13 protein-coding genes and 1 pseudogene are annotated in these 22,401 nt (G+C 58.4%); 4 read left to right on the top strand and 10 right to left on the bottom strand.

What is annotated here, in order from left to right:
* Positions 1-30: 30 nt before the first annotated feature.
* A complete protein-coding gene (locus BLM14_RS03610) occupies positions 31-762 on the bottom strand; it encodes an SDR family oxidoreductase (RefSeq protein WP_099998128.1) in 732 nt (243 codons plus the stop codon).
* A gap of 92 nt (positions 763-854) precedes the next feature.
* Positions 855-1,229 (bottom strand): Atu4866 domain-containing protein, encoded by a 375-nt coding sequence (locus BLM14_RS03605; RefSeq protein WP_099998127.1) that lies wholly within the window; start codon positions 1,227-1,229, stop codon positions 855-857.
* 130 nt (positions 1,230-1,359) lie between these two features.
* Here BLM14_RS03605 and BLM14_RS03600 point away from each other — a divergent pair, with 130 nt between their 5' ends.
* Together BLM14_RS03600 and BLM14_RS03595 are read left to right on the top strand one after the other, a co-directional pair.
* Positions 1,360-2,262: a LysR family transcriptional regulator gene (locus BLM14_RS03600; RefSeq protein WP_099998126.1), complete on the top strand. Its 903-nt coding sequence runs from the start codon at positions 1,360-1,362 to the stop codon at positions 2,260-2,262.
* Between the two features lie 562 nt (positions 2,263-2,824).
* Positions 2,825-3,458: pseudogene (locus BLM14_RS03595) on the top strand (LysE family translocator).
* A gap of 39 nt (positions 3,459-3,497) precedes the next feature.
* On the opposite strand, the gene BLM14_RS03590 reads toward BLM14_RS03595, so the two are convergent.
* Positions 3,498-4,109 carry a class I SAM-dependent methyltransferase gene (locus tag BLM14_RS03590; protein WP_237143449.1) on the bottom strand — a complete coding sequence of 204 codons (612 nt, stop codon included), beginning with the start codon at positions 4,107-4,109 and terminating at the stop codon, positions 3,498-3,500.
* A 69-nt stretch (positions 4,110-4,178) separates the two neighbouring features.
* Positions 4,179-5,075: a LysR family transcriptional regulator gene (locus BLM14_RS03585; RefSeq protein WP_099998125.1), complete on the bottom strand. Its 897-nt coding sequence runs from the start codon at positions 5,073-5,075 to the stop codon at positions 4,179-4,181.
* A 112-nt stretch (positions 5,076-5,187) separates the two neighbouring features.
* On the opposite strand from BLM14_RS03585, the gene BLM14_RS03580 reads away from it, so the two are divergent.
* Positions 5,188-5,823 carry a pyridoxamine 5'-phosphate oxidase family protein gene (locus BLM14_RS03580; protein ID WP_100001015.1) on the top strand — a complete coding sequence of 212 codons (636 nt, stop codon included), beginning with the start codon at positions 5,188-5,190 and terminating at the stop codon, positions 5,821-5,823.
* A 15-nt stretch (positions 5,824-5,838) separates the two neighbouring features.
* Here BLM14_RS03580 and BLM14_RS03575 read toward each other — a convergent pair whose 3' ends face one another.
* The 4 genes from BLM14_RS03575 to BLM14_RS03560 form a co-directional block, all read right to left on the bottom strand.
* Positions 5,839-6,033, bottom strand: coding sequence for a hypothetical protein (locus BLM14_RS03575; RefSeq protein WP_099998124.1), 195 nt, complete (start codon positions 6,031-6,033; stop codon positions 5,839-5,841).
* A gap of 130 nt (positions 6,034-6,163) precedes the next feature.
* Positions 6,164-6,919: a LuxR family transcriptional regulator gene (locus tag BLM14_RS03570; protein ID WP_157929472.1), complete on the bottom strand. Its 756-nt coding sequence runs from the start codon at positions 6,917-6,919 to the stop codon at positions 6,164-6,166.
* Between the two features lie 203 nt (positions 6,920-7,122).
* Complete coding sequence (locus tag BLM14_RS03565) at positions 7,123-8,223, bottom strand: helix-turn-helix transcriptional regulator (RefSeq protein ID WP_099998122.1); 1,101 nt, start codon at positions 8,221-8,223, stop codon at positions 7,123-7,125.
* 229 nt (positions 8,224-8,452) lie between these two features.
* Entirely contained in the window at positions 8,453-10,051 is a 1,599-nt protein-coding gene (locus BLM14_RS03560) for a peroxidase family protein (RefSeq protein WP_099998121.1), read from the bottom strand.
* Between the two features lie 264 nt (positions 10,052-10,315).
* Here BLM14_RS03560 and BLM14_RS03555 point away from each other — a divergent pair, with 264 nt between their 5' ends.
* Complete coding sequence (locus BLM14_RS03555; RefSeq protein WP_099998120.1) at positions 10,316-12,982, top strand: patatin-like phospholipase family protein; 2,667 nt, start codon at positions 10,316-10,318, stop codon at positions 12,980-12,982.
* Between the two features lie 8 nt (positions 12,983-12,990).
* On the opposite strand, the gene BLM14_RS03550 is transcribed toward BLM14_RS03555, so the two are convergent.
* Both BLM14_RS03550 and BLM14_RS03545 read right to left on the bottom strand, forming a co-directional pair.
* Positions 12,991-17,679, bottom strand: a complete 4,689-nt coding sequence (locus BLM14_RS03550) for a hypothetical protein (protein ID WP_099998119.1) — start codon at positions 17,677-17,679, stop codon at positions 12,991-12,993.
* A gap of 11 nt (positions 17,680-17,690) precedes the next feature.
* Complete coding sequence (locus BLM14_RS03545; protein WP_204251984.1) at positions 17,691-22,076, bottom strand: hypothetical protein; 4,386 nt, start codon at positions 22,074-22,076, stop codon at positions 17,691-17,693.
* Between the last annotated feature and the right edge of the window lie 325 nt (positions 22,077-22,401).

Raw genomic sequence — 22,401 nt, 5'->3', positions numbered from 1 at the left:
GCACATCTTCGTAGGCCCGTTTGGGCTGGCTCAGTTGCTCGCGGTAGGGCGAACGACGATTTCACTGGTATCGACGTCTTCTGGCTGTTCGATCACATGAAGGATGGCACGCGCAATCGCATCCGGTTTGAGAGCGATTTTGCGGTAGTCGACCATGAAATCGGCGGCCGACTTGTCTGTGATCGTGTTTGCCAGTTCCGACTCGACCACCCCGGGATAGACGCACGTCACGCGAAGTTTGTTGTTCTCCTGTCTTAATCCGTCCGAGATCGCACGAACCGCATATTTGGTCGCACAATAGACGGCTGCCGTCGGAGCCACGCCCAATCCTCCAATGGACGAGACATTGATGATTTGCCCGTACCCCTGGCGGTTCATGATTGGCAGTACGGCGGCGATGCCATAGAGAACGCCGCGGATGTTGACGTCTATCATGCGATCCCACTCATCGACCTTGAGTGCGTTCATTGGAGAAAGCGGCATGACACCCGCATTGTTGACGATGACGTCCAATCGGCCGAATTCCGCCACGGCGTAGCTCACAAAATCCTTCGCATCCAACTGGCTTGTCACATCCAGTTGCTTGATACGAATGGACTGACCAGCCCCGGAAATTTCGTTTGCGAATTGCTCCAGGCGATCGATACGACGGGCCCCGATCACGACATGAGCACCTGCCGCTGCCAGCAGCCTGGCGGTCGCCTCGCCAATGCCGCTGCTTGCCCCGGTTATGGCGACAACTTTACCTTCAATGTTCGACATTCTTTACTCCATTGGGTTCTCGGCCCTGGAAGGCCTGGTTCAGATATTTATTGGGTCAGATGGGAATTCGCTGCTCAGCGAGGGGCGAAGCGTCATTTGCGGCGGAGGATCATGCCTGCATGGTGAAGGGTATTGGCATCGACGAAGTCACCATCAGCGGTAAACCCCGTGTCATCCCAATACTCGATGTGATTGCCGGACACTTCGTAACGGCCCCGATAGGCACTCTCCCGGCTGCCGCGAGCCTCATCATAACGGCCATTGGGAAGGAGCTCGTGGCGAATGTGGCCATCATCGGTGACCCACATGCCGACATAAGGATGCTGTGACATTGTTTTCTCGCTTGCGTGCTGATTGGCCGATATGGCTCGGTTCAAGGTTTCTCCTGATGCAGAAGCGGCTGCCGCCCCAACTGCCGTGAACGCGATCACGAGACGGAGTGCTGCATTGAAGAGCTGTGTTGGCATTGTCTGCTCCTGCGGTTTGATGAACGATCTCGACTCCCACGCCGCCAATCGACCACGACGCGAAGATAGACGTTCCATTTGTCGGCATCGAGTTGCCAATCTCAGACAGCTTGTTTAGATTATCTAACCAATGGTGGACGATCTCGAAGGCATATCGGTATTTTTGACAGTGGCCGAAGCGCGGAATTTCCGCGTCGCAGGCGAGCGGCTCGGCGTCACGCGCTCTGCGGTGAGCCAGGGGCTGCAGCGTCTCGAAGATCGGATCGGGGTGGCCCTGGTCCAGCGTACGACCCGCAGTGTTCGTTTAACCGAGGCGGGCGAAACGTTCTACGAAGCGATTCGCCCTTCGGTTACGCAGGTCAAGGGCGCCCTGCAGGCTGTGCGGGAGACGCAGACGCGTCCGAGCGGATTGCTTCGCATCACTGTGTCCTCAATCGCTGAAAGCTTCCTGTCCGGCACGCTCCTCGCGGGCTTTCTCGAAACCTATCCAGATGTGAAACTCGATATCACGATCACCGACGATGAATTCGATATCGTGGAAGCAGGCTTCGATGCCGGCGTTCGGCTTGGAGAGGTGATCGAGCAGGATATGATCGCCGTGCCCGTTTCATCGGACCAGCGGCAATACGCCGTGGCGTCTCCCGATTATCTGGCGCGTCGTGGCAGTCCCGGGCATCCGCGCGATCTGCCGACCCATGTTTGCATAGGCTGGCGGCCACGTCCCGACACGGCGCCGTATCGCTGGGAGTTTACCGAGAATGGTCGCGATTTCGATGTCGCTGTCGATCCGGCGGTGACAACAAACGATATGGGAATGATGATCCGCATGGCTTGCGCCGGCGCCGGGATCACTTTCGGCATGGCGGATACATTCCGGCCCTACATCGCTCGTCGCGAACTGGTGCCGCTGCTTGAAGCTTTCTGTCCGCCGTTTCCAGGATTCTATCTCTACTATCCTAAACGGCAACGCCAGCCGCTAAAACTCCGTGCGCTCGTCGAATTTGTTCGAAAGTCCGGCAAGCTTTCCGCATGATCCTGTCAGCCTTGTCCGAGAGTCTCCCCCGGTTGCAGGAACCGCCCGCGAACCTGTCTCCCCTCGACCTCAACCGTAACGAAATCCCCTGGGGAAGCCGGTGCCGGCGCGGCCTTCGCCGCAGCACAGATTGCGTTGGTGGTTCTTTGAAATCCGTCCCGGCCCTCTGAAATGGCGGGGATCAGGCTAACGAGTGTGGAAGACTCAGGAGCCCACGCGCAGTGGTCATAGACCGAGTTTCTGAGGGAAGTAACCGCGAGATTGGTGTCAACAGAAGAAGTCGTCGTCGTCGTTGTTGTGCATGAAGATGAAAAGACGAGAGCGGCGGCAATTAAGACGTAGCAGGCTGGTTTCATTTCAGCATTCCCCGATCGAGCTCCGTTGACTGTCTCCGCTAATATCATCTTTGCAGACGAGTTGCGACTGGGCCGATATCCTCGTCCAATGAGAAATGTCATCAAGTTGCAAAGCCGCGACAGATCAAGCCACTCCTTGAATATGCAGCCAATGCGTTGTCTATAGTCAGCACAAGCCCATCAGGCATCGCGACAGGAGCAAGAGAATGCCATCAACCGAGTTGCTTATCGCCTTTCTCGCCACCACGGCGATCTTCGCCTATATCCCGGGTCCGGCCATGCTTTATGCGGCGGCTCAAACGATAGCACGCGGCCGCTGGTCCGGCCTGATGGCGGCATTGGGGTATTCATCTTGGCGGTTATATGCATGTGATTGCCGCTGCCGCCGGACTGTCGGTGCTTTTTCATGCCGTGCCCATGCTTTACATGGCGGTCAAATTTGCCGGTGCGGCCTATCTGATATGGCTGGGCATCTCGCTGTTCCGCGCCAAGGCGCAAGGGGATGTCGCCCTGCCCGGCATCGAACCGAAATCTGGCCGCCGCGCCTTTTTCGAGAGCATCAGTGTCGAAGTCCTCAATCCGAAGACGGCGATTTTCTTCATGGCATTCCTTCCGCAGTTCATCGATGCATCGGCCGCGTTTCCCGTCTGGGTCCAGTTCATCATTCTTGGAACCATCGTCAATTTGATGTTTTCCTCCGCGGATATCATGTGTGTGGTGCTGGCAGGTGCGGTGATCACCAAGCTGCGGCGCTCAAGTCACGCGCAGCGCCTCATGCAAAAGGCGGGCGGCGCAATGCTCGTGGGCCTCGGCGCCCACCTGGCGTTCCAAAAGAGCTGATCCTGCCAACGGACCACAGCTGCAGCGTACGCGTAATTATCAGGATTCATCCGATGATTGCGCGAAGATGGCTGCATAATGATAGGGAGGCAGTTCCACGGGCCGAGCGGTTCGAAATCCCTCAGGCTCAACGACAGTCCTGACAGCATCCGGAGACATGCGCATGTCAGTACCCGGCCCACGTGGCTTTCCAAGCACGGGCGTTTCTTCCCTTGCGGCGGCGTGCCAGTTCACGATGCAGAACACCCCTTGCGGGCGAAGCAGCGTGCGCACCGCGCGTGCAAGGCAGGGCTGATCCGGCACGCCATGGAATGTATTGGCCATGAGGACGTAGTCGACCGGTTCTGGAAGCAACCTCGCGACCTCGCGCGCGTCGGCGCAAATCCATTTCAGCACCGAGGCTCCCTGACGGGCGACTTCGGCCTTGGCCTGGTCAATCATCAGAGGGTCGATATCAAGGGCGTAGACCCGCCCGCCGACAAGCCTGGCCAGCGGTGCGGTGAAATAGCCGTCGCCGCAGCAAAGATCGAGGACCGTCATCTCCGGCTGCACGCCGATCCGCCGCAGCATACCCTCCGGATCTGGCCAGAGGACGGCCCACCAATCCCGATCGGGCATGGAAGTAGCGGGAAAATTGTCGCTCGTGGACATATGCGGTTCCTGCTGGCAGTTCTGACCGTATCATATGCTCTAATGGAACATAAACATCCAAAAGCGGTCCTACAGTGCCATCCACTCCCTCAGCCTCGGCACCGCGAAATCGAGAAATGCCCGCAGCTTCAGCGGCACAAGGCCCTGGGCGATATAGATCGCGCTGACCGGCCATGGCGCCGGCTCAAACGACTCCAGCACGATCTGCAGCTCGCCCGCCGCCACCGCCCTGGCCGCCTGATAGGAGAGCAGGCGCGTCACCCCGAGCTCCGCCACAGCCGCGTCAATCGCGGCTTCCGCCGTCGTCACGCTCAGCCGGGAGTGAACCGGCACAATAACCTCGCGATTGCCGTGCATGAAAGTCCAGACCCTGGGTGATGTGAACCCCTCGAAGGTAATGCAATCATGCCCGGCAAGGTCCTCGGGCCGCTGCGGTGTGCCGCGCCGTGCGAGATAGGCCGGGCTCGCATAGGTGGCACGCCGGATCGAACCCACCTTCGTCGCGACAAGGTTGCTGTCCGGCAGGTTGCCGATGCGGATCGCAAGATCGATATGGTCCTCCACGAGATTGACCTGACGGTCGCTGAGGCTGAGCCGGAGGTTGATTTCGGGATAGGCTTTCAGAAATTCGATCACAACCGGCAGGACGTGCAGGCGCCCGAACACGATCGGCGCAGTGACCGTCAGGTCGCCTCGCGGCGTGATGTACTCGCCCGCAGCGGCTCGCTCGGCCTCGTCGACTTGTTCCAGAATGGCCTTGCTGGCCTCGGCATAGGCGCGGCCAGCATCGGTCAGCGTGACACGGCGGCTCGAACGGATGAGCAGACGTGTGTTCAGATGCGCCTCGAGATCGGCAACCTTGCGGCTCACCGTGGCGAGTGGCATGCCGAGACGGCGTGATGCGGCCGACAGGCTGCCCGTCTCGACGGCAGCGAGAAGGACGGTCATTGCATCCAGGCGATCCATGTATCCTTCCATTTTTCGGTAGGGAAGCTTCCGATATCCCCTTCTACAGCGATAAAGTGAAAGAAGCTATATTCGTGACGTACCCTATTTGCCGGAACTCAAGGAATTGGCCATGTCAACCGCACAGGTATTTTCCAGCGATGTCGCCTTCACGCCGACGGTCAAGTCGATCCAGGGCCGCAAGGGATCGCGTGACGGCTATGCCAGCATGGAGCAGCGCGGCTCATGGCGGACGGGCGTCACGCCGGACCTCGCGCAATTCATCGAGAGCCAGATCAGTGTATTCTTTGCCACTGCCAACAGCGAGGGGCAGCCCTATATCCAGCACCGCGGAGGCCCGGCGGGCTTCCTGCACGTGCTCGATGAGCGGACCATTGCTTTCGCGGATTTCGCCGGCAATCGCCAATACATCACGCAAGGCAATCTCGCAGATAATGCGAAGGCCTATCTGTTTCTTATCGATTACCGCACGCGCCAGCGGGTGAAACTCTGGGGCGAAGCGCGCGTCGTCGAAGGTGACGCCGATCTGATGGCGAAGTTGATGCCGGAAAACTATCGCGCCCGGCCCGAGCAGGTGATTCTCTTCACGGTGTCCGCCTGGGACATGAACTGCCCGCAGCACATTCCCTTGCGGTTCGATGCAGCCGAAGTCGAGGCGATCGTCGCTGAGCGCGATGAGCGTATCGAGGTTCTCGAAGCAGAACTCGCCCGCCTGCGTTCCGGTCAGTCGAGTAAGGGTCGCAGCTAAGGTCGCAAGCGATCTTTACTTCTTGCGCTTGCGCTTTTGCTCGGCTGGCTTGCCGTCGAAAAGATCGCTGCCGGAGCGATCGGCACCCGAATCATCTGTGCCATCCGGTGCGCTGGAAGCGAGGGGCTGGGCGCTCTTTGCTTCGGCTTTCGCCCGGTTTTCCTCAACCGCAACAGACTTCGGGTCTTTCAATGCGAATTTGATCGCCATTGCAAACTGCCTTCTCAAAATGGATCTGAATTATCGCTCGTAATAAATCATCCTGCCCGAATGCCTAGCATGAAACTGCGAATATCCCGCACGAATTCGGCACTAAAGCCTCGCAGTTCGGCTCTCCCTGTCAATCGTCTGCGGCAATCTTGAATATGGCCTCTGTCCTGTTCGTCGCGTTGAGCTTTCTCATTATGTTGTGCATGTGTACCTTGACGGTATTGGCCGCCAGATGAAGCTCGTAGGCGATTGATTTATTGGCCTTTCCCTCGCGCAGCAGCTGAATGATATCTCGTTCACGCGGCGTGAATTTCCCGGCACTCCGCGCTTCGAAGTCCTTCTTCGCAAGAATGCCCTGGAGATCATTCGTATTCTCTGCGGCAATGAAAATGCCACCGGCGATCGCAAGCGATATCGCTTCGATGCAAACGTCAACACCCACCTTGGTCGAAAGATAGCCTCTGATTCCATGGTGCAATGCCATGCTGACCTGTTCCAGACCGCTAATTTCGGACTGGATAATCACGGGTACATTGTGAAAGAGCAAGACCAGTTTTCTTATGCTTCGTCCGACCGGACCGCGCTCGATATCGGCGTCGCCGACATAGACCAGGATGGCTGAAAACCGGGATGAATCACAACGATACATCGCATCGATCGAATCGAAGGTAGCGATGTCGAAGCCAGCGCCACTCATCTGAAGCGTTCGCGACAGACATTCGCGCGCCAGGATCCTTTCATCGACAATAGCAAGGACTGGAATAGTGGGCAGCGCGAACTGCTCGCGGCCACGCTCGCCGATACTGGCGAGCGTGGCGCGGTCCCCCTCTGCAAAGGTCGCAATGCCTAGACTGTGATGGTCCACCGTTGTTGGTGACAGCATCATTCCCCCCTCATCGACGATCATCGAACCGCTTGCAGAAGAATGCTCGATGATCGCTTTATCAGACTGTCGCCGATCGGCTTTGAACAGACGGGTATGCTTCAACTTCGCCGGTTGGCGTTAAATACTCTTGCCTATTTTTGTTCACTCCGCTTCACCCCTGAGGGTTAACCAAGAGGGACAAAACAACCCCACGCTGATAGCTTCTAGTTGGAAGATAAAAACGTTACGAGCCGCAAGAGCTCGACGTGGCTCCGTACATTTGCCTTTGCATACAGGCTCTTCACCTGCGATCTGATCGTTTCCCGGGAGAGACCGGCGTCCGCGGCTATCCCGTCAACGGATTTGCCTGAAAAGAGGCCGCGCAGTGCCCTGGTTTCAGCCGCCGTCAGCATGTACCGGTCGGAAAAATCGTGCAGGTCCGCCGGCGAGTACCGGTTATTGCGCGGCTCCAGCAGGAGAACAGCCGTTGGTCCGTTGAAGAAAGACGACAGTTGGTCTTGCTGAACGTTGATGATCGTCATTCTTATGTGGTCGAGCAAGAATGCCTGAAATTTTGGCTCCTGATCACGGCCGCTGAGCATGCTGTGCAGCACGCGACTTGCGGCTGAAGAATTGATCTGAAGTTTTCCGCAGAACGACAGGCGAATATCGCCGCCTTCGTCGAGCATGGATTGGGCCCGGGCGGATACGGTTTTGACGATGCCGCCATCACCGACGACGATAATTCCCAAATCAAACAGGTCGAGCAGCCTGGTTCCGGCCTGAGCCACCGATTTGTTGATCGAGGCTGTTTGATAATGTTCAAAGACGCGCGCCAGATGCGGCGCCAGCCGGGTCAGTATTTGTGCCGCCGGGAGGTTCTGATTGTGTTCCTTCCGGCATGTAAGCACGCTGAGAAAAAACGACCGATCCTGGTCGCGCAAGATCGTCACCCCTACCGCTGACCTCGCTCCGGCAGGCAACAGGTAATCATTGTAAAATTCCGTCTTCTCAAGTTCGTCATGCGCCAGCATCTGGCTTGCCGTGACACCCAGGCCGATTTTCCTTTTCAATGCTTTCGGCATCCAGGGGTTAATTCGCGAATAATGGTTGTTGTAATCATTGACTTGCTGATCGGTCAGTCCGGAATGAAGCGAAAACGCCCCGGCACCGGACGCGGCATCATGATAAAACAGCGTCGACCGGCCCTCGGGCATGGTCATGGCCAGCCGATCGAGGAACTGTTGCCAACTCGTTTCCTCTAAAAACGATGCATAAATAAGATCGACCAACTCGTTGTCGACGGCTTTCAAGTCGTGTCTCATCCCCGACCGCCTGAAATCTGCATTGCCGTGCAATCGCCGCGTTCAGCGGAAAATCAAAAAAGGGCACGGCAGTTAGAAGGCGTGAGGATACGCACCACACGCCAAATTGACAATGATTTTTGCAACCAGCACGAGCAACGGTGGTGTATCGATCCGGGATTTGCGTGCGTCGCCTCCCCACTTCAGGAATAGGAAGCGCCCCCGTTCAGGCGGAGGCGCCCCATGCCGGTCAATCACCGATCGGATTGACGTCATCCACGAAGCGAAGGAGATCGGCCATGGTGAAATTACCGGCCTGCTTCGACGGTAGCGTCGGCTTCCAGTTCGCGCGCTGCCAGATGTAGGAGTTCTGATCCCCATGAACGAGCCCGACGAACACTTCCGATATGATCGTTGAGCCGACCGGTCCGAGACGTTCTCCGTTCTGTCTTACCTTGGCTTCCTTCAGGATGTAGTACCAAAGCGGGGTCGAGGTATGCAGGCCCTTGGCCTTTGCAACAATCCCATCGGGCCCGGAAGCAATCTCATCCGGGGTCAGCGGGTTCTTTATCTTCATGTGGGTTGCAACGGATTGACCCGACGGCAGGCCCAGATTGACGCCGCGTTTGAGATTGCGGAACGCCAGATTGCCGCCGCCACCTGGAAGGTTATGCAACGAAGCGGCGATGAATGGATCAAGCCTCCTGGAAGAATTGACCGCCACAGGCGCGCCGCCCATGTCCCCGAGTTCATGGAAACGCCGCCAGTCGATGATCCAGTTGCTGGGCAGGGTCGGAAACGCCGTATTGGGCGGAGTGGTCGGCGGGGTGGGAGCGAGATCGCCGACAAGCCCGCCCGACAAACCGGTGAATTCGAAGAACAGGAAAAAATCCGCCCCGGTAAAAACCCGATTATGCGCATATCTCTGACGCACCATGCTGTGACCCAGCCGGTACGCCGCCGCCGAGAACTCGACGGGCATGAATGGCACCCGCTTGAAGCGATAGAATTTCCGGCCGTCATGCAATATCTTCGCGACGATGCCGGGTTCCGTTAGCCTTTCGACCCAGTCATGCAGCACCATCCACTGATAATGCCAGGTCACCAGTTGGCGGGCTTGGGCAAAAACGTCGGCCGGTGGATTGGCTGCCGCGCTGATCGTGTCGCAGACTTTGTTGTGAAACTTGAGCATCGCCAGATGGGTCTGTGCGACAAGCAGATTCTCATCGTTTCGATGATCCGCGATAAGTGCAAAGCCTTCCGGACTGCGGGGCAGGTCATTGCGGAAATTGCCCTCGCCCGAGTTGAAATTCTTTCCGATGAGGAATTTCGGGCCATGCTTCCTGCCGGATCCCACGCCCGGGTTGCGGGCATAGAGATGCGGGCTTCCATCCGGCCCAAGACCGTAGATGGCATCAAGATCCAGGCTTGGCGTCCTGAAGTTCTCGATCCCCAGGGGATCCTTCTCCTTTTCACCAAGAGACGTCAGGTCAAGTGTTATGTCGTGATCGACAAACTGGCCGAGATACGTGAAGCCCGCAGGGATGTTTGGGTTGTTCCCTGCCGCGATATTCGGATCGTTGTCGATCATGGCATCGGCCAGTGCCTGGAGTTTGTCGTCACTCACCGACAATGGCGGCAATTTTGGAAACATCCGCCCGAACATGCCGGGATCCCTGTTGCCCGACAGGGCGTCGAGCAATTGCCGCGTCGCATGTCTGCCCGCGACGCCATGACCGGGTGTGGTCTTGACCGCCTGGGCTTTCGTTTCAAGTGTCGCCAGCAGTTCTACCGGCAGGCCCAAAGGACCGGATTTCTTCGCAGCCGTCGTCTTGGTTTTCAAAGACATTGCGTTTCTCCTCTTTGCTATCGTTAGGAACCGATGCTCGAAGTGCCCCCTTGATCGACGAGGAATGGATTTGCACACATGATATTTCGATGGAATGCTATTATTTTAATCAATATTTTTATGTATATCCATTCGACGTATCGCAAAAGTACAGGTCAAAATTTGATTAAACCATTAGTCTAAAAGTATTAGCCCATACTCATTAAGGCCGTTTTCGTCTAAATATTGCTATTGTCCCTGAACGACGTGACAGAGGGGGTAAGGATGAGCACGACGGATCCCGACGTGAGCGACAAGGGCATAGCCTTTGATCAGGTACTCGGTGACGAACTGAAAGCCATCGCCACGCGCCGGGACGAACTGGGCATCTCTGTTGTGTCCCCGGCAGGTTCATCTCAATCTGGTCCTCAGGAAATTTTCGGACTGGCGCTTTCCGGTGGAGGGGTGCGCTCCGCCTGCTTCTGCCTCGGTGCGCTGCAGGCGCTCGACCGGTACAAGCTGATCCCCAGGATCGATTACCTTTCAACTGTTTCCGGCGGCGGCTACATCGGCGCAAGCATGGTTTCGGCAATGAGCCGCAGCGATGGCGAATTCCCGTTTGGGGTGGCCGAACAGGAAAATGGCGACGTTCGCGACAACGAACCGGTCAGCCACATCCGCGACCATAGCCGTTACCTTGCCCCCAAGGGCTTTTCGGACCTGCTCCTGACGGTGGCGATCGTTCTGAGGGGTCTGGCGGTAAATCTGCTGCTCGTGCTTTCGGTGCTTTTTCCACTCGCGACATTCACGATCCTGACCAACCCGACTGTCAACCATCTGAGGCACAATGTCCTTTACGATCTGGTCCTGTATTTCGAACCTCCGACGGGCTGGAAGGGACAGGACTTCACGTCGGCCTACAGCTATCTGCTCGATCCCTTCCTGCTGACTAAGATGACAGGCATCCTGCTGCTGTTCCTGCTCGTCGTCTGGGGATTGCGCCGGTCCTACCTGGAAAGGCACAACACCCAAAGGGCAATGCGCATATCCGAACCAAGGAGCCGGTGGACACGTGCCGCGGCCTTGCTCATAGTCCTGTTCGTTCTTGCCGTCGTCATCGAGCTTCAGTCGAAGATTCTCGCTTATATCATCGACTGGTTCACGGCAGGTGGACCAACCAGGTCGAGCATTGTTTCATTTGGCGGCGTGTTGATGACAATCATAACGACCACGGCGCTCTTCCAGGAAAGGCTGGTCAGCTGGATTCAGAAGGCATTCAACAACCCGACGATCGGTGCGCGGATTCAGGCATGGTGTGCCAGGCTGGCACTTTATGCTGCGGCGCTGGCGCTGCCGGCACTCATCTATTTGTTGTATCTTATCTTAAGTGTCTGGGGCATTGAATCTGCGCAGGGCACCTATCTTGCTCTGGGCTATCTTGGCGATAGCAGCATCGGTCTCGCCCGCTACCTCGGCTTTGCCCTGCTTGTCTGCGTGGTATTCTGGCTGGTCCTCCTGTTGACGCGCCAGACGGGGCGTGAAATTTTTGCGAGCATGAAGGCTACGTTGCTCGAGCACCGCTGGCGCAGCTTGTTCGCAATGGTCCTCATACTCATGTTCGTCACAGCGCTCATTGCGATAGCCATTGCAACCAGGGAACCCGGCACCTCGTCGTGGTTCATGCTTTACAACTATCTCGTCATTTCCGCTTTCATCGGCTTTATTGCCATGAATTTCGCCGAGAATGCCAACGCGCTGCATCGCCTCTACCGCGATCGTCTGAACGTTGCCTTCAGACTGGGAAAAGGCAGGGCGGGTTTCGCACCCCTGCCCCTTACGGAATTGGGCACGAAATCACCCTACCTGCTTGTCAATGGCACCCTCAATGTCCGCCGCTCGACGCCGAGAAAGCGCCCAGGGGCCACCAGCCAGGACCCAGCCACCGAGAGTGAGGGCGCAACCAAAGCCAGCACATTGCCCAGCACCGATCCGGCCAAGCGCGGGCGCAATGCAGAGTTTTTCCTGTTCTCCAAAGGTTTTGTCGGCAGCGACGCCACCGGTTATGCGTCGACCGAAGCAATGACTGCGAACGAGCCGCAGCTTGATCTGGCAACGGCAGCAGCCATCTCGGGTGCGGCCGTATCGTCCAGTATGGGACGTGTCGGTATTGGATTTCTCAGTCCCACGCTTGCCCTGCTGAACCTGCGGCTTGGCTATTGGCTGCGCAATCCGCGCTATGTCGAAGATGTCCAGAATTCGGCGCCGCAGGATACGTCGCGGGCGGCGGCGCGCGTAAAGGCAAGCTGGTACGACTTCTTCCGCTTCTATCTGGCGGCTGAAGCCTTTGGCATCCTGCGGGCGGACAGTTCGCGCATATTTGTCAGCGATGGCGGACACATAGACAATAGCGGGCTTTACCAGTTGCTCAAACGCAAGTGCCAGATGATCATGGTCATCGACGCCGAAGCCGACCCCGCAATGAATTTCGGCGCACTGGTCGATGTGCAGCGTTTCGCGCGGATCGACCTGGGCATCCGGATCGCCATCGACTGGCAAGCCATGCGTGCTGCCACGCTGCGCCGGTCGGCCGACAGGTCGAAACCCGTTCCACCCGATGACGACGCTCACAGGCAGCATTTCGCAGTCGGAAAAATCATCTATGACCAGGCTGGCACCGAGGGCATCCTTGTTTACGTCAAGGCGTCGGTGACGGGCGATGAACCTGACTATGTCCTCGACTACGAGCGCCGCTATCCGCTCTTCCCGCATGAATCCACCGGAGATCAATTCTTCTCCGAAGAACAGATGGAGGCCTATCGCGCGCTTGGTTTTCACGCCACGAATTGTGCGCTCAAGGAGCCAAAATCAAAGGCGATTGGGCCCGTACCGCCAGCAACGCTGATCTCCGAATTGAAGCGGCGCCTGGGAATTGCCGGGCAGACGATCAGTTAATTCCAACGTCAGAGATCGAAGAACGCGGTATAGACCAATCTCTCCTCCACGACACGCCGACGCAGTGTTTGCCCACCATGCCGCTCTGGAACGGTGCGGTCAGTGTAATACCGCTCATATTCGCGAATTGCGATCCGTGCCGGCTTTCCTATTGTTCCAGGTTCGGGGAGCGTAACTTGAGTGTCCCAGATTGCCGGATCGATCAGATCGAGCGGAAGGAGGTCGCCAGGGCCTCGAATTTCAGTAAGATTGATTGCCTCAAGTGCAATTTTTCGCCCGAGACGGCTCGTGACCGTCACAGACGTCTCGACACGCCTGGCAGTCAAGTCAAAGAGACTGGCATCGGCAAAAAACGGCGGCGTTCCAACGGGCGCGACAAGTGTCGACGCCAACACCTTCACATCCGACCATGCCAAATCCGAATCGATTTCCGGGTCGCGGGTTTGCAGCACAAGTTCGACCTTGTTGCGTCCGGTTTCGGTTGGCTGACCGGGGAATGGTATGAAGGAAATGCCCAGATACTCCGAATCGATCGGGAACTTCATCGGACCATGGCTGGGCACTGAGCCGCGCAGCTTTACGGAAACCACGGCTCCATTTCGCTCGAATGAAGCGCGGCGGCGCGGGAGAACCTGCGAGAAATCCGCCAGGACCACTTTGGAGATCTTTGCCGACGCAAGTGCATTTGGCTGGTAGCGCACCAGCGCCAGACGCACGAATGGCATGTAGCTGCGCCCCGGGTCGAGCTCGATATCGCAATACCAGAGGGAGCGTTCCGCATCCCAGTGGACGCGGTGACCGATGACATGGACCTTGGTATTGACGTTGGGATTGAATGGATCCTCGAACTCGCGCAGTGACACCACTTCATCCGCCACGCGGGCAGGAAAATCCGTAACCCGGGTGGTGCTCTTGGGCAAAACCGTATCCCAAAGCGGATCGAGGCCCCATTGTGTTACCAGGGGCACAAGATGTGTGGGAATATCGGTAAACTTGGCATTGTTCTGAAGGATGACCACGCCCAGCAATTCACCGTTTCCGGATGAAAACCAGGGCCGCTCCAGCCACACTCTCAGGCCGTTGCCGAGGCGGGTAGTGTCGAGGGATTGCTTGCCGGGTGTGTCTTGCCAGCGAAAGGTTGGCACGACATAGACAATCCGGGGTTCATCCGGATGAGCACTCGACGGGACGACCGTATTCAACGCTGTCCCTGACGTCACGAGGAACGGCGCGCCGGGATCGTCATCGGCACCGATCGCCATTTTCTGGCCCTCGGCGACCGGCCCGACACGGGTCACTTCGTCTCTCTGTGCATAGAGTGACGGCGGCAGATACTCGCGAAACCGCGTGGTCGCCCGCAGGGTATACTCGATCAAGCGGAATTTGGTATCGCCAAACTCGTGGCGGTCGCCGCGTGCGCGCGGCCGGTTGGGATCGTGTTCTTGCGCGTTGATCGCACTGCCGAGATCGAAGACATTGGTGTGATTTTCCGCCAGGAGAACCTCCCCGAGCGCGCCCTGCGACTCGATGAGCTCCGGTGCGGGTTTTTCCAGATCGTCAACCCACTCCTTCCAGTGAGCCTCCACTTCGAACTTTCCGCTGCTCGGTCCATGCAGGCGAACCGTTGCACGCAGGTTCGCATGCTGGTCGCCCAGCGAGCGGCTGATGCCGACTTTGATCAGCTCGGGCAAGCATACGGGCTGCTGCGTTGCGTGAACGAGCGTCAATTCCCGGTATGGCGTTATCATCCAGGCACAGCCGAGCTGCGCCATATCGCGCAGGAACGCACGCTCGCCGTCCGTGTCGATCCATGTCGGCAGTCCAAGCGTATCGATGAGAGCCTTGTGGACGAAGCTCGAATAGCGCAACCGCGCAATGCGTCCCTTGGCGACAAACAGTGTCAGGACGCGTTCGTCTTCATCCCATTTGGGCGTTCCGTCATCGCTGAAGTTTTCATTGCAGGGCGGGTCGCTCAGTGCCGCGGTGCGCTCCTGCAGCACGATTCTGAATCCGGTCGAATCCGGCCAGTCCTTTGCAAAGGCAACGACAAGCACCAGCTCCTGGTCAGGTGCACGAACGATTGCGGCGCTGGGCCCGAGAACAACGGGAACAGTTGCGCCGGGAATATTGTGCCCGGGCATCGCCCGCAAAGCAAAGCCCCCGGAAGTACCGTCAGGAAGGTATGGGGTGGAGACCAGCGGTTCGCGATGAATCACATACTGTCCGGCGGCAAGCCGGTCGCCTGTCGGATTATCCGGCGATGGCAGGCGTAAGGGCAAGGCCGTCGTCGTGGCAATACCGGCAACGGATGCCGGTGTTATCAACTCGGCAACAGTCGTCGCGCTGACGTCGTAAAGGGTGCCGGCCTCACGCGCGGCATTGGCATAGGCCTGCTTGATTGCATTTGGATCGCCAAAGAAGGGATCGAACAGCCCGTGATGCTCGCATTGCAATTGCGATGATTTCGGCGGCACGACATGCCGTTCATTGATCGCCTCATACTCGAAATCATCGGAAGCCGGCAGTTGCACGGCGGCTGCAAAGGCTGGCGTCGCGAGATAGGCCTGTGGATCCACATTCCAGTTGCTGCGCAGCACCATACGCTCGAGCGATTCTCCTTCGCTGGTGCGGGCGCGATGCACGAGCACCGGCGGATCGACCGGCTCGAAGCGCCAGTAACCAACAGGCTCGCTCACCTGCAGGTCCGTATCGAGCGACTTGTCTGCGATGGCCAGGCTGTTTCCGGCGAGATCGACGATGCGCGCGCGAAAGCGATACGAAGTGCCGAAGCGCAGGCGCGGCAGGCTGTTCTTTGCCGCGACGAACTTTACCGAAAGGCCATTGCCGCCGCTGGTCGCTTCATCGCTGATATCTTCGGGAGTCTCCCCCTGCACGCCGCTGGTAGGGTCGTCGCGTGACCGCAACGTCTTGCCAGGCCTCTGTGTGACAAGGCTCCACCCTGCCCAGCGGAACATGGATTCGTGCAGATAGTGATCGTCCGGATCCGCGTCCTGGCTGGCTGAGCTCGTGGTCGATGCCCCCTTCACATAGCCTTCGTCGTCGGGAAGATCGATTTCCTCGTTGCTCTGGATGAGCCGGTAATTGCCGTGGCGGCGGCAGAGCGAATGCCACGCCTGCTCCACACCGCCCGGTATCGGCCGCACATCCACACGGTAGCCCCGCATGACATCCTCGGTGAACAACACCACCTTCTTCGATGCCGCGGCGCCGGATTTGACCGATGCATCCTTCAATGCGGCGGATGCGGCACTTTGCGCGACGGACAGGGCGCGGCCGTGGCGCGAGACCCCGAGGCCGCCAGAACGGAGTGCCGCGACCGGCTGCTTGTCCCCTGTCGTATAGGTAACTTCGCCGTCGGCACCGAGCGCCAGGCTCTTGCCCACCAGATTTTGGGCGGAAATCACGAAATCGACCGTTTTCAGCGCGGCCCCATCGGCATCGACCTGATAGATGTCGAAGAGGCTGCGTTTGTCCGCATTCCAGTCGTCGTCCGCGTGTTGCAAGCGCAAGACGCCGCGCTCGTGATCGGCAGTCCGCGGCCGTGTCGTGAAGCGCTGCTTGTTGGCTTGCCACGCTGTTCGCGGGCAGGAATCGTCTGCAGAATCGTGAGCGTTGGCCCAGTGAAGCGCCAGCGAGATCAAGCCCTGTACCGGCGTTCCGGCACTGAGTGCCTGATCGATGGGCGAGTTGGCTGGCAGTATGCAGTCGATAACCAGCCCGAGACGCCGCAACAAATGGGGATAGTCGCTGTAGGAGGCCACGATCTGATGGAAATCGAAATCCGGCGCCTTGGGCGGAGCCGGTACATCCACCAGCTTTGGCCGGCGCAACTGCTTCTGGTCCTGCAGTTTTTCCAGTTTCTTCTGTGTCAGCGGCTCCCGCCGGTAGAAGCGATCAGCCTGATAGAAGGCGTATTCCGCCGCCGTGGCAAACTGCGACATGACACCGGCATCGGGGCCACCGCCTGCGGGATCACGCCAGTCCGGCGGAAGAACCCGCACCGGGAACTGGCCGCCATGCTGTGGATTGCCCTGTCCGTCCACATCCGCGGCGACTGCCTGTGCCCGGTAGGTGCTCTTCGTCCCAAAGACCGTATTGCGCAAACGGCTTTCCACACCCTCGCGATTGTCATCGTCGAAGAAGCGGTTGAAGCCAGGAAGCATGAACTCGATTTGCCGGTCTCCCAGATTGAATATCTGGGTACGTGTTCCCAGATCGCCCAACATGTCCTTCAGGCCCGGATGCGCGCCCTTCCACGGCAACAGGGTCGGAGGGTTACCGGTCGATTGCACGGCAAGATCGCGGTAGTGCTTGCGTAAGATGCCGAGAACGTTTCGCACCGGGAACGAGCGAAGATTGACATTGCTCATGTCCTTGAAGACAAACCCGCTGACCGGAGTTTCCTTGGAGAAAAGCTTGGCCCATAGGTCCGCATCGCTCTCGCTGACCGGCTGCAGCGGCACTTCCTGTGCCCCGATCAGCAGGCCAAATTTCACGTTGGCCAGCGTCTTCGGCCAATTGACCCATTCCGGGAATGACTTCAGCTTCTGCTCGGCGGCTGTTTGCGGCGTCAGGCGGGGCGATGCGACGATGGATACGCGCAACCGGCCGGCAAACGGTCCCTCTTCCATGCGCCCATGCGGCAATACGGTCCAGAGAATGGTTTGTTTTGCCATGGATCCCTCCCCTACGCGAACGCTTCGACGTATTCGCGCCACGCATAATCAGTGTCGATGCCGATCAGGGCCAGCTCATCGTCAACGGGCAGCGCGGCATCGACACCCATCAGGTCGCGGAAGGTTGGATCGCCATTCGAACCGGCAAACTTGCGCTCGCAGGTCACCGTGACGCTCGTCGAGAACATGAAGATTTCGATTTCTATCGTAAGCTGTGCCTTACCAACGCATTTGCCGGTCTCGAACTCGTAGCGAAGTTCCAGATAAAGCTCGAGCGACGCGGATATCAGGCCGAGCACGCTGACATAGCCGCCGAGGCGGAAATATCCGGTCAGCGAACAGGCATCGTTTTCCATGCGGAAATAGATGCCCGCCATGACATGCACGCCGCCCGAGGCGACACCGAGATCGATCGAGATACTGGCGCCGAACTCGAACGATGCCTCAAGGATCTGGATGCCGTGCGGATCCAGGGTAATACCGAAGAACCCGCCGCCACCAAACAGCGAAACGGTCAGGTTGAACGGCTGCTCGCGCGTACAGAAATTGAACCGGACCGAAAGCGGCTGGCCGATGAACGGTACGGTGAACCCGGCCCCAAGGCTCAGATTGCTCAAATTGAACAGGCCGATGGCGATGCTGGGCAATGTAAGCGAGAAGCCGGCATCGATACCCTGCGGGGTAATGTCGAGGAAGGGCGGATCAGAAAACCCATCCAGGGGGATGAGGTCGCGCAGGGTCTCGACAAAACTGAGCGGGCCGACAAACTTGATGTCGTTGAGCAGGACGTCGACATCCATCTTCGCGCCGCTGTCCACCCGGAACTCGATTTTCTCGAAATTCAGTTCGATGAAGCTTGCCGGCGCAATCAGCACGAGGTCGAAATGCTTCAGGCTGCAGACGACACTGATCTTGGGTGCGCTGCTGCCATTCTTCTTGACCTTGGCTTCGACGGCAACAAGGAACCCGCGCTTGTCATTGGCCCTGAACAGGGGATCCTTTGCGCGATCCACCCCGGGCAGCGCCCAGTTGTCGATGGGCGGGTTCCAGTCAAAGCGTATCGTCAGCTCGTCGCCGGTGAGCATTTCCAGCAACTTCAGCAGATCCGCGGCTGCATCGAGGACCTGCAGCACAATGTCCATTGCCCCGATGATAGCCTGCTTTGGCGCCCCATCCAGCAGCCGCGAGCCTGATACCGTAGAGCGCAAGGGCGCAATTGCATTCTTGACGGCCGTCAGCCGCGTGCCGAGTTCGCCTGGATCCCCAAGCAGGTCGGCAAGCTGGTCGGGCTGTCCAACAATGGCGTCCAGTGCCTGGAAGAGCGCCTTGCCTTGCGTGATCAGCGTGGTGATCGTCGCGATATCGCTGAGCGCTGTTTCGATCTGACCTGCAATCTGCAACAGCGACTGGCGGAACCCCGAAGGCAGCGAGACACCCCCCACCTGGGCATTGGCGGCAGTGCGCAGCTGGTTGGCCGCAGTCTGGGCGTTGGTCAAAGCACCGGCGAGACCGCCCAGCGCCGGCGCCGTGTCGATGCTGGTCACCGTCAGCAGCGGTGCGATCTCGGTCTTGACCGCAAGCAGAGCCGTTTTCAGATTGTTGACCCGCGCCTTGGCGTCGGCAACGAGCGTCGCCTGATAGGCCGCGGCCTGATCCAGCAGGTCGTCCAGGGTGTTCTTCGCAACCTCGATCGCCGCATCGGCAATAGCGCCGGGTTGTTCGGCAAGACGGCTGACGAACTCGAACAAACGCGCCAGACCGCTGATGAAGCTTTCGACCTGCGTGCTGGCCTCGCTGGCAAATTTCGGAACCTGTTCCGGCTTGCCGGAAAGGCCACTCACTGCCTGGATGACATCACCGAGCGGGATGCAACCGAACAGCAGCGGCAGGGGCAGATCGGAAAGTGTTGCCGGAAATGCATCGGCGCCGTTCATGTTTCCGGCAATGAAATTGGCCACATTGCCAGTGACGGGCCCGGTCAGGCGCGACAGCGCGCTTGGTGTCAGATTGGGCTGGACAAAACCGCCGGAACGATCGCCCTGCGTGGAGAAATCAAGCTGGGCCATGCCCAGTTCGGAAATGACGTTGACGAAAACCTGGCCCTGGTTGTTTGCAGCAAAACCGTGCTGGAGATAGTGGGCGTTCCACTCGACCTTGTTGGATTTTCCGCTGCCGGTCAGTTGGGAAAGCGCGGCAATACGGATATCGGCGCGCTCGACCTTTGGATAGAAAATCGGTCTGGAGAGATTGTTGCTGTAACTGCGCACCTTGAAGTTCTTCTTCTCGGAGAACCCGTCGAAACTGACCGACACGGCCTCGACCGAGGTGTCGCCTGCCTTGACGCTTGGCGCGAGCGCGATGCGCTGCTGCTTGAGTTCCGCGACACGCCGGCCGGCGCGTGACGGGTCAGTCCAGGCTTCGTGTGCGGTCTGCGCATTGGTTTCGGCCAGATCGAAGTCCGCAACGAGCTTGTCGCCTTGCAAATTTCTGGGACTGGCCAGAGTGTTGTCCATAAAGATCATGGGAAGTTCGAACTGCACGGAACGCCCGTCTATGTCCGTGGCGGCCACCTCGAATTTGAACGGCGAGCCCCCGACGCAGGGCCAGAACAGGGTTTGACCAAAACCATCGATCGCGCTCTGCGGGCTGGTTGGTTGATCGAGGCTCGGCGTAACTGCCGTGAGGATGCGGACGCTTGAGAACGGCATCTGGCGGTGCAGCGCGACTGTTCCTGCATTGTTGGTCAGTTCGGGGTCGACAAACCGGCGCTCACGCTCCCGCACAACGATGAACAGCCGTTGCCGCAGATAGGCCGTATTGCCCGGCACTGCTTCGGCCGTGCCCTTTCCGTTGTGAAACTTGCGCTCGCTCACTTTCACCAGGGCCACACGGTGGCCAAAGGGATAGAGGAAGCCCTTGTAGACAATACGGACATAGTGGTCGCGGCCCATCGTGCCGCGGTGGACCCATTCCTCGACCGATAGCCCCGGCGGATCCCAGTTGCCCCGCGAGTCAAGCCAACCGCCGAGCGCGGACAGCATGAGCAGATTGGTGCCCACCGGTTCGGGCTTGTAGTTCGAAACGGAAAAATTCGACGATAGATGGGTAATCTGGAACCGGTCGAAATCGTCCATGGGCATGCGGAAGGGTGTGGTGTTCGGCAGCGGCAAATTGCCCGCAACCGGAAACTGCGAAATCATCGGTTTCGACGAGCCCTCGCCGGTCAACGCCCAGACGGCCCTGACCGTGCGACGCGTATCGGGATTTGGCGGCTGAATCACATCGCCATTGGCTTGCGGAGCGACAAGGCGCGAGTGCCACAATTCCGTGCGGCCGGTGCTCTCAGAATCGACTGGCGCCTTCGCATGCCGCCAGCGTTCGTCGATATGCGGGCTGATGATCAGTCGCCATGGCAGTTCGATAGCCGTTTGCCGCGCGCCGGGCGCAGCGGGCCTGGGACCGCGAAGTGTCGGGAAAGCCCCTGGATCAAGGACCGTACCGATTTCGACCAGGTCCGCGTCGCTCAGCTTGCGTGGCTTCAGCGCCTTGAGGCCGGGGCCGCCAGTCGCTTGGCGCAATTCGATTGTGCTCCTGTCACCCTGCAGCGCGGCAATGCGCAGGCTGCGCGCTGCGAAACTCGTCAGGGATGCACGTTGCCGGGCGCTCAGCTTCCCGACGGTTGATGCGAAAAGATCGGTGAAGCCGAACGGCGTGGCGAGCTCGATGGGAGGACGTGCATTGGCCGGCACTGAAAGTTCCAGCGTTTCACAGGCCTCGAGCACGCTCTCCAGCGTGTAAGGTATATCGAAACCGTCCGGCACCTTGAACGCCAGCCTCGATTCACCGGCAATCCGGGCACGAACCGGTGGCCCGGTCAGCGCCTCGGAGCCACCGGGCTCGGGTTTGTCCGGCGTGCCGGGGCGCGGCGGGGGCGGATTGCTTGTCCCGGCGGGGCGTGTTTCGAAGAAAGTCTGCTCCGTGATGGTTTGCGGCGGGAAGTGAACGATGAGGTGTGCTGCCCCGGAGCCCGCCTTCTGGAGACGGGGTGGCTTGCCTGGTGACACTGTCAAATTACTGAGTTCAAAGCGCAGTACCAGCAAGTCTCGCGGCCGGACGACAGCCCGTCCCTTGCGGTTCCGGTTGAAGAAATTCTCGTTAGGGTTGGGGTCGGCGACGGCGTCCGGAATGTCGAAGTCGGGACCGGTGACAATGTCGGCAGCAGCCATTGCCTCGCTAGCAGACTTCACCGGGGATTTGGTCGCTTTGCGTTTGCGTGACGAAACGGGACCAGCTTTCGGCTTCTTCGGAGGCATGACGACCCTTCCTTTCACGAAAAGACGAATGCCGCTTTTGACGAAGATGTTCAGGACGGACACCACGCCGCGGCGGACTTCCATATGCAGGTCTCACACCAGCCGAACGGGCGCGGTGAATGAAACCAGAGCACTTGCCTTGTCTTCTTTGAATTCGTCTCACTCCGCAGATCGCAGTCTTTTTGATATTATTCGCGATCCACCGTATGCTTGTATTGATTGTTATCTATTGCAGAACCGAGTTTTATTTCATCTACATGACATCTATATCAAGCTTAATAACAAATATCTGGCACCGCGTTATTTTCTACGGCGCCAGATAGATTTCGATAATGGATTGGTGATCAGAAATGGACTTTGTTGAAAGCGATCGATTATAATTTTAATAAATAATTCGATGTGCTTATTC

The organism is Phyllobacterium zundukense, assembly GCF_002764115.1.
In the GTDB taxonomy this organism is placed as follows: domain Bacteria; phylum Pseudomonadota; class Alphaproteobacteria; order Rhizobiales; family Rhizobiaceae; genus Phyllobacterium; species Phyllobacterium zundukense.
This window is presented reverse-complemented; position numbering and strand designations above follow the sequence as displayed.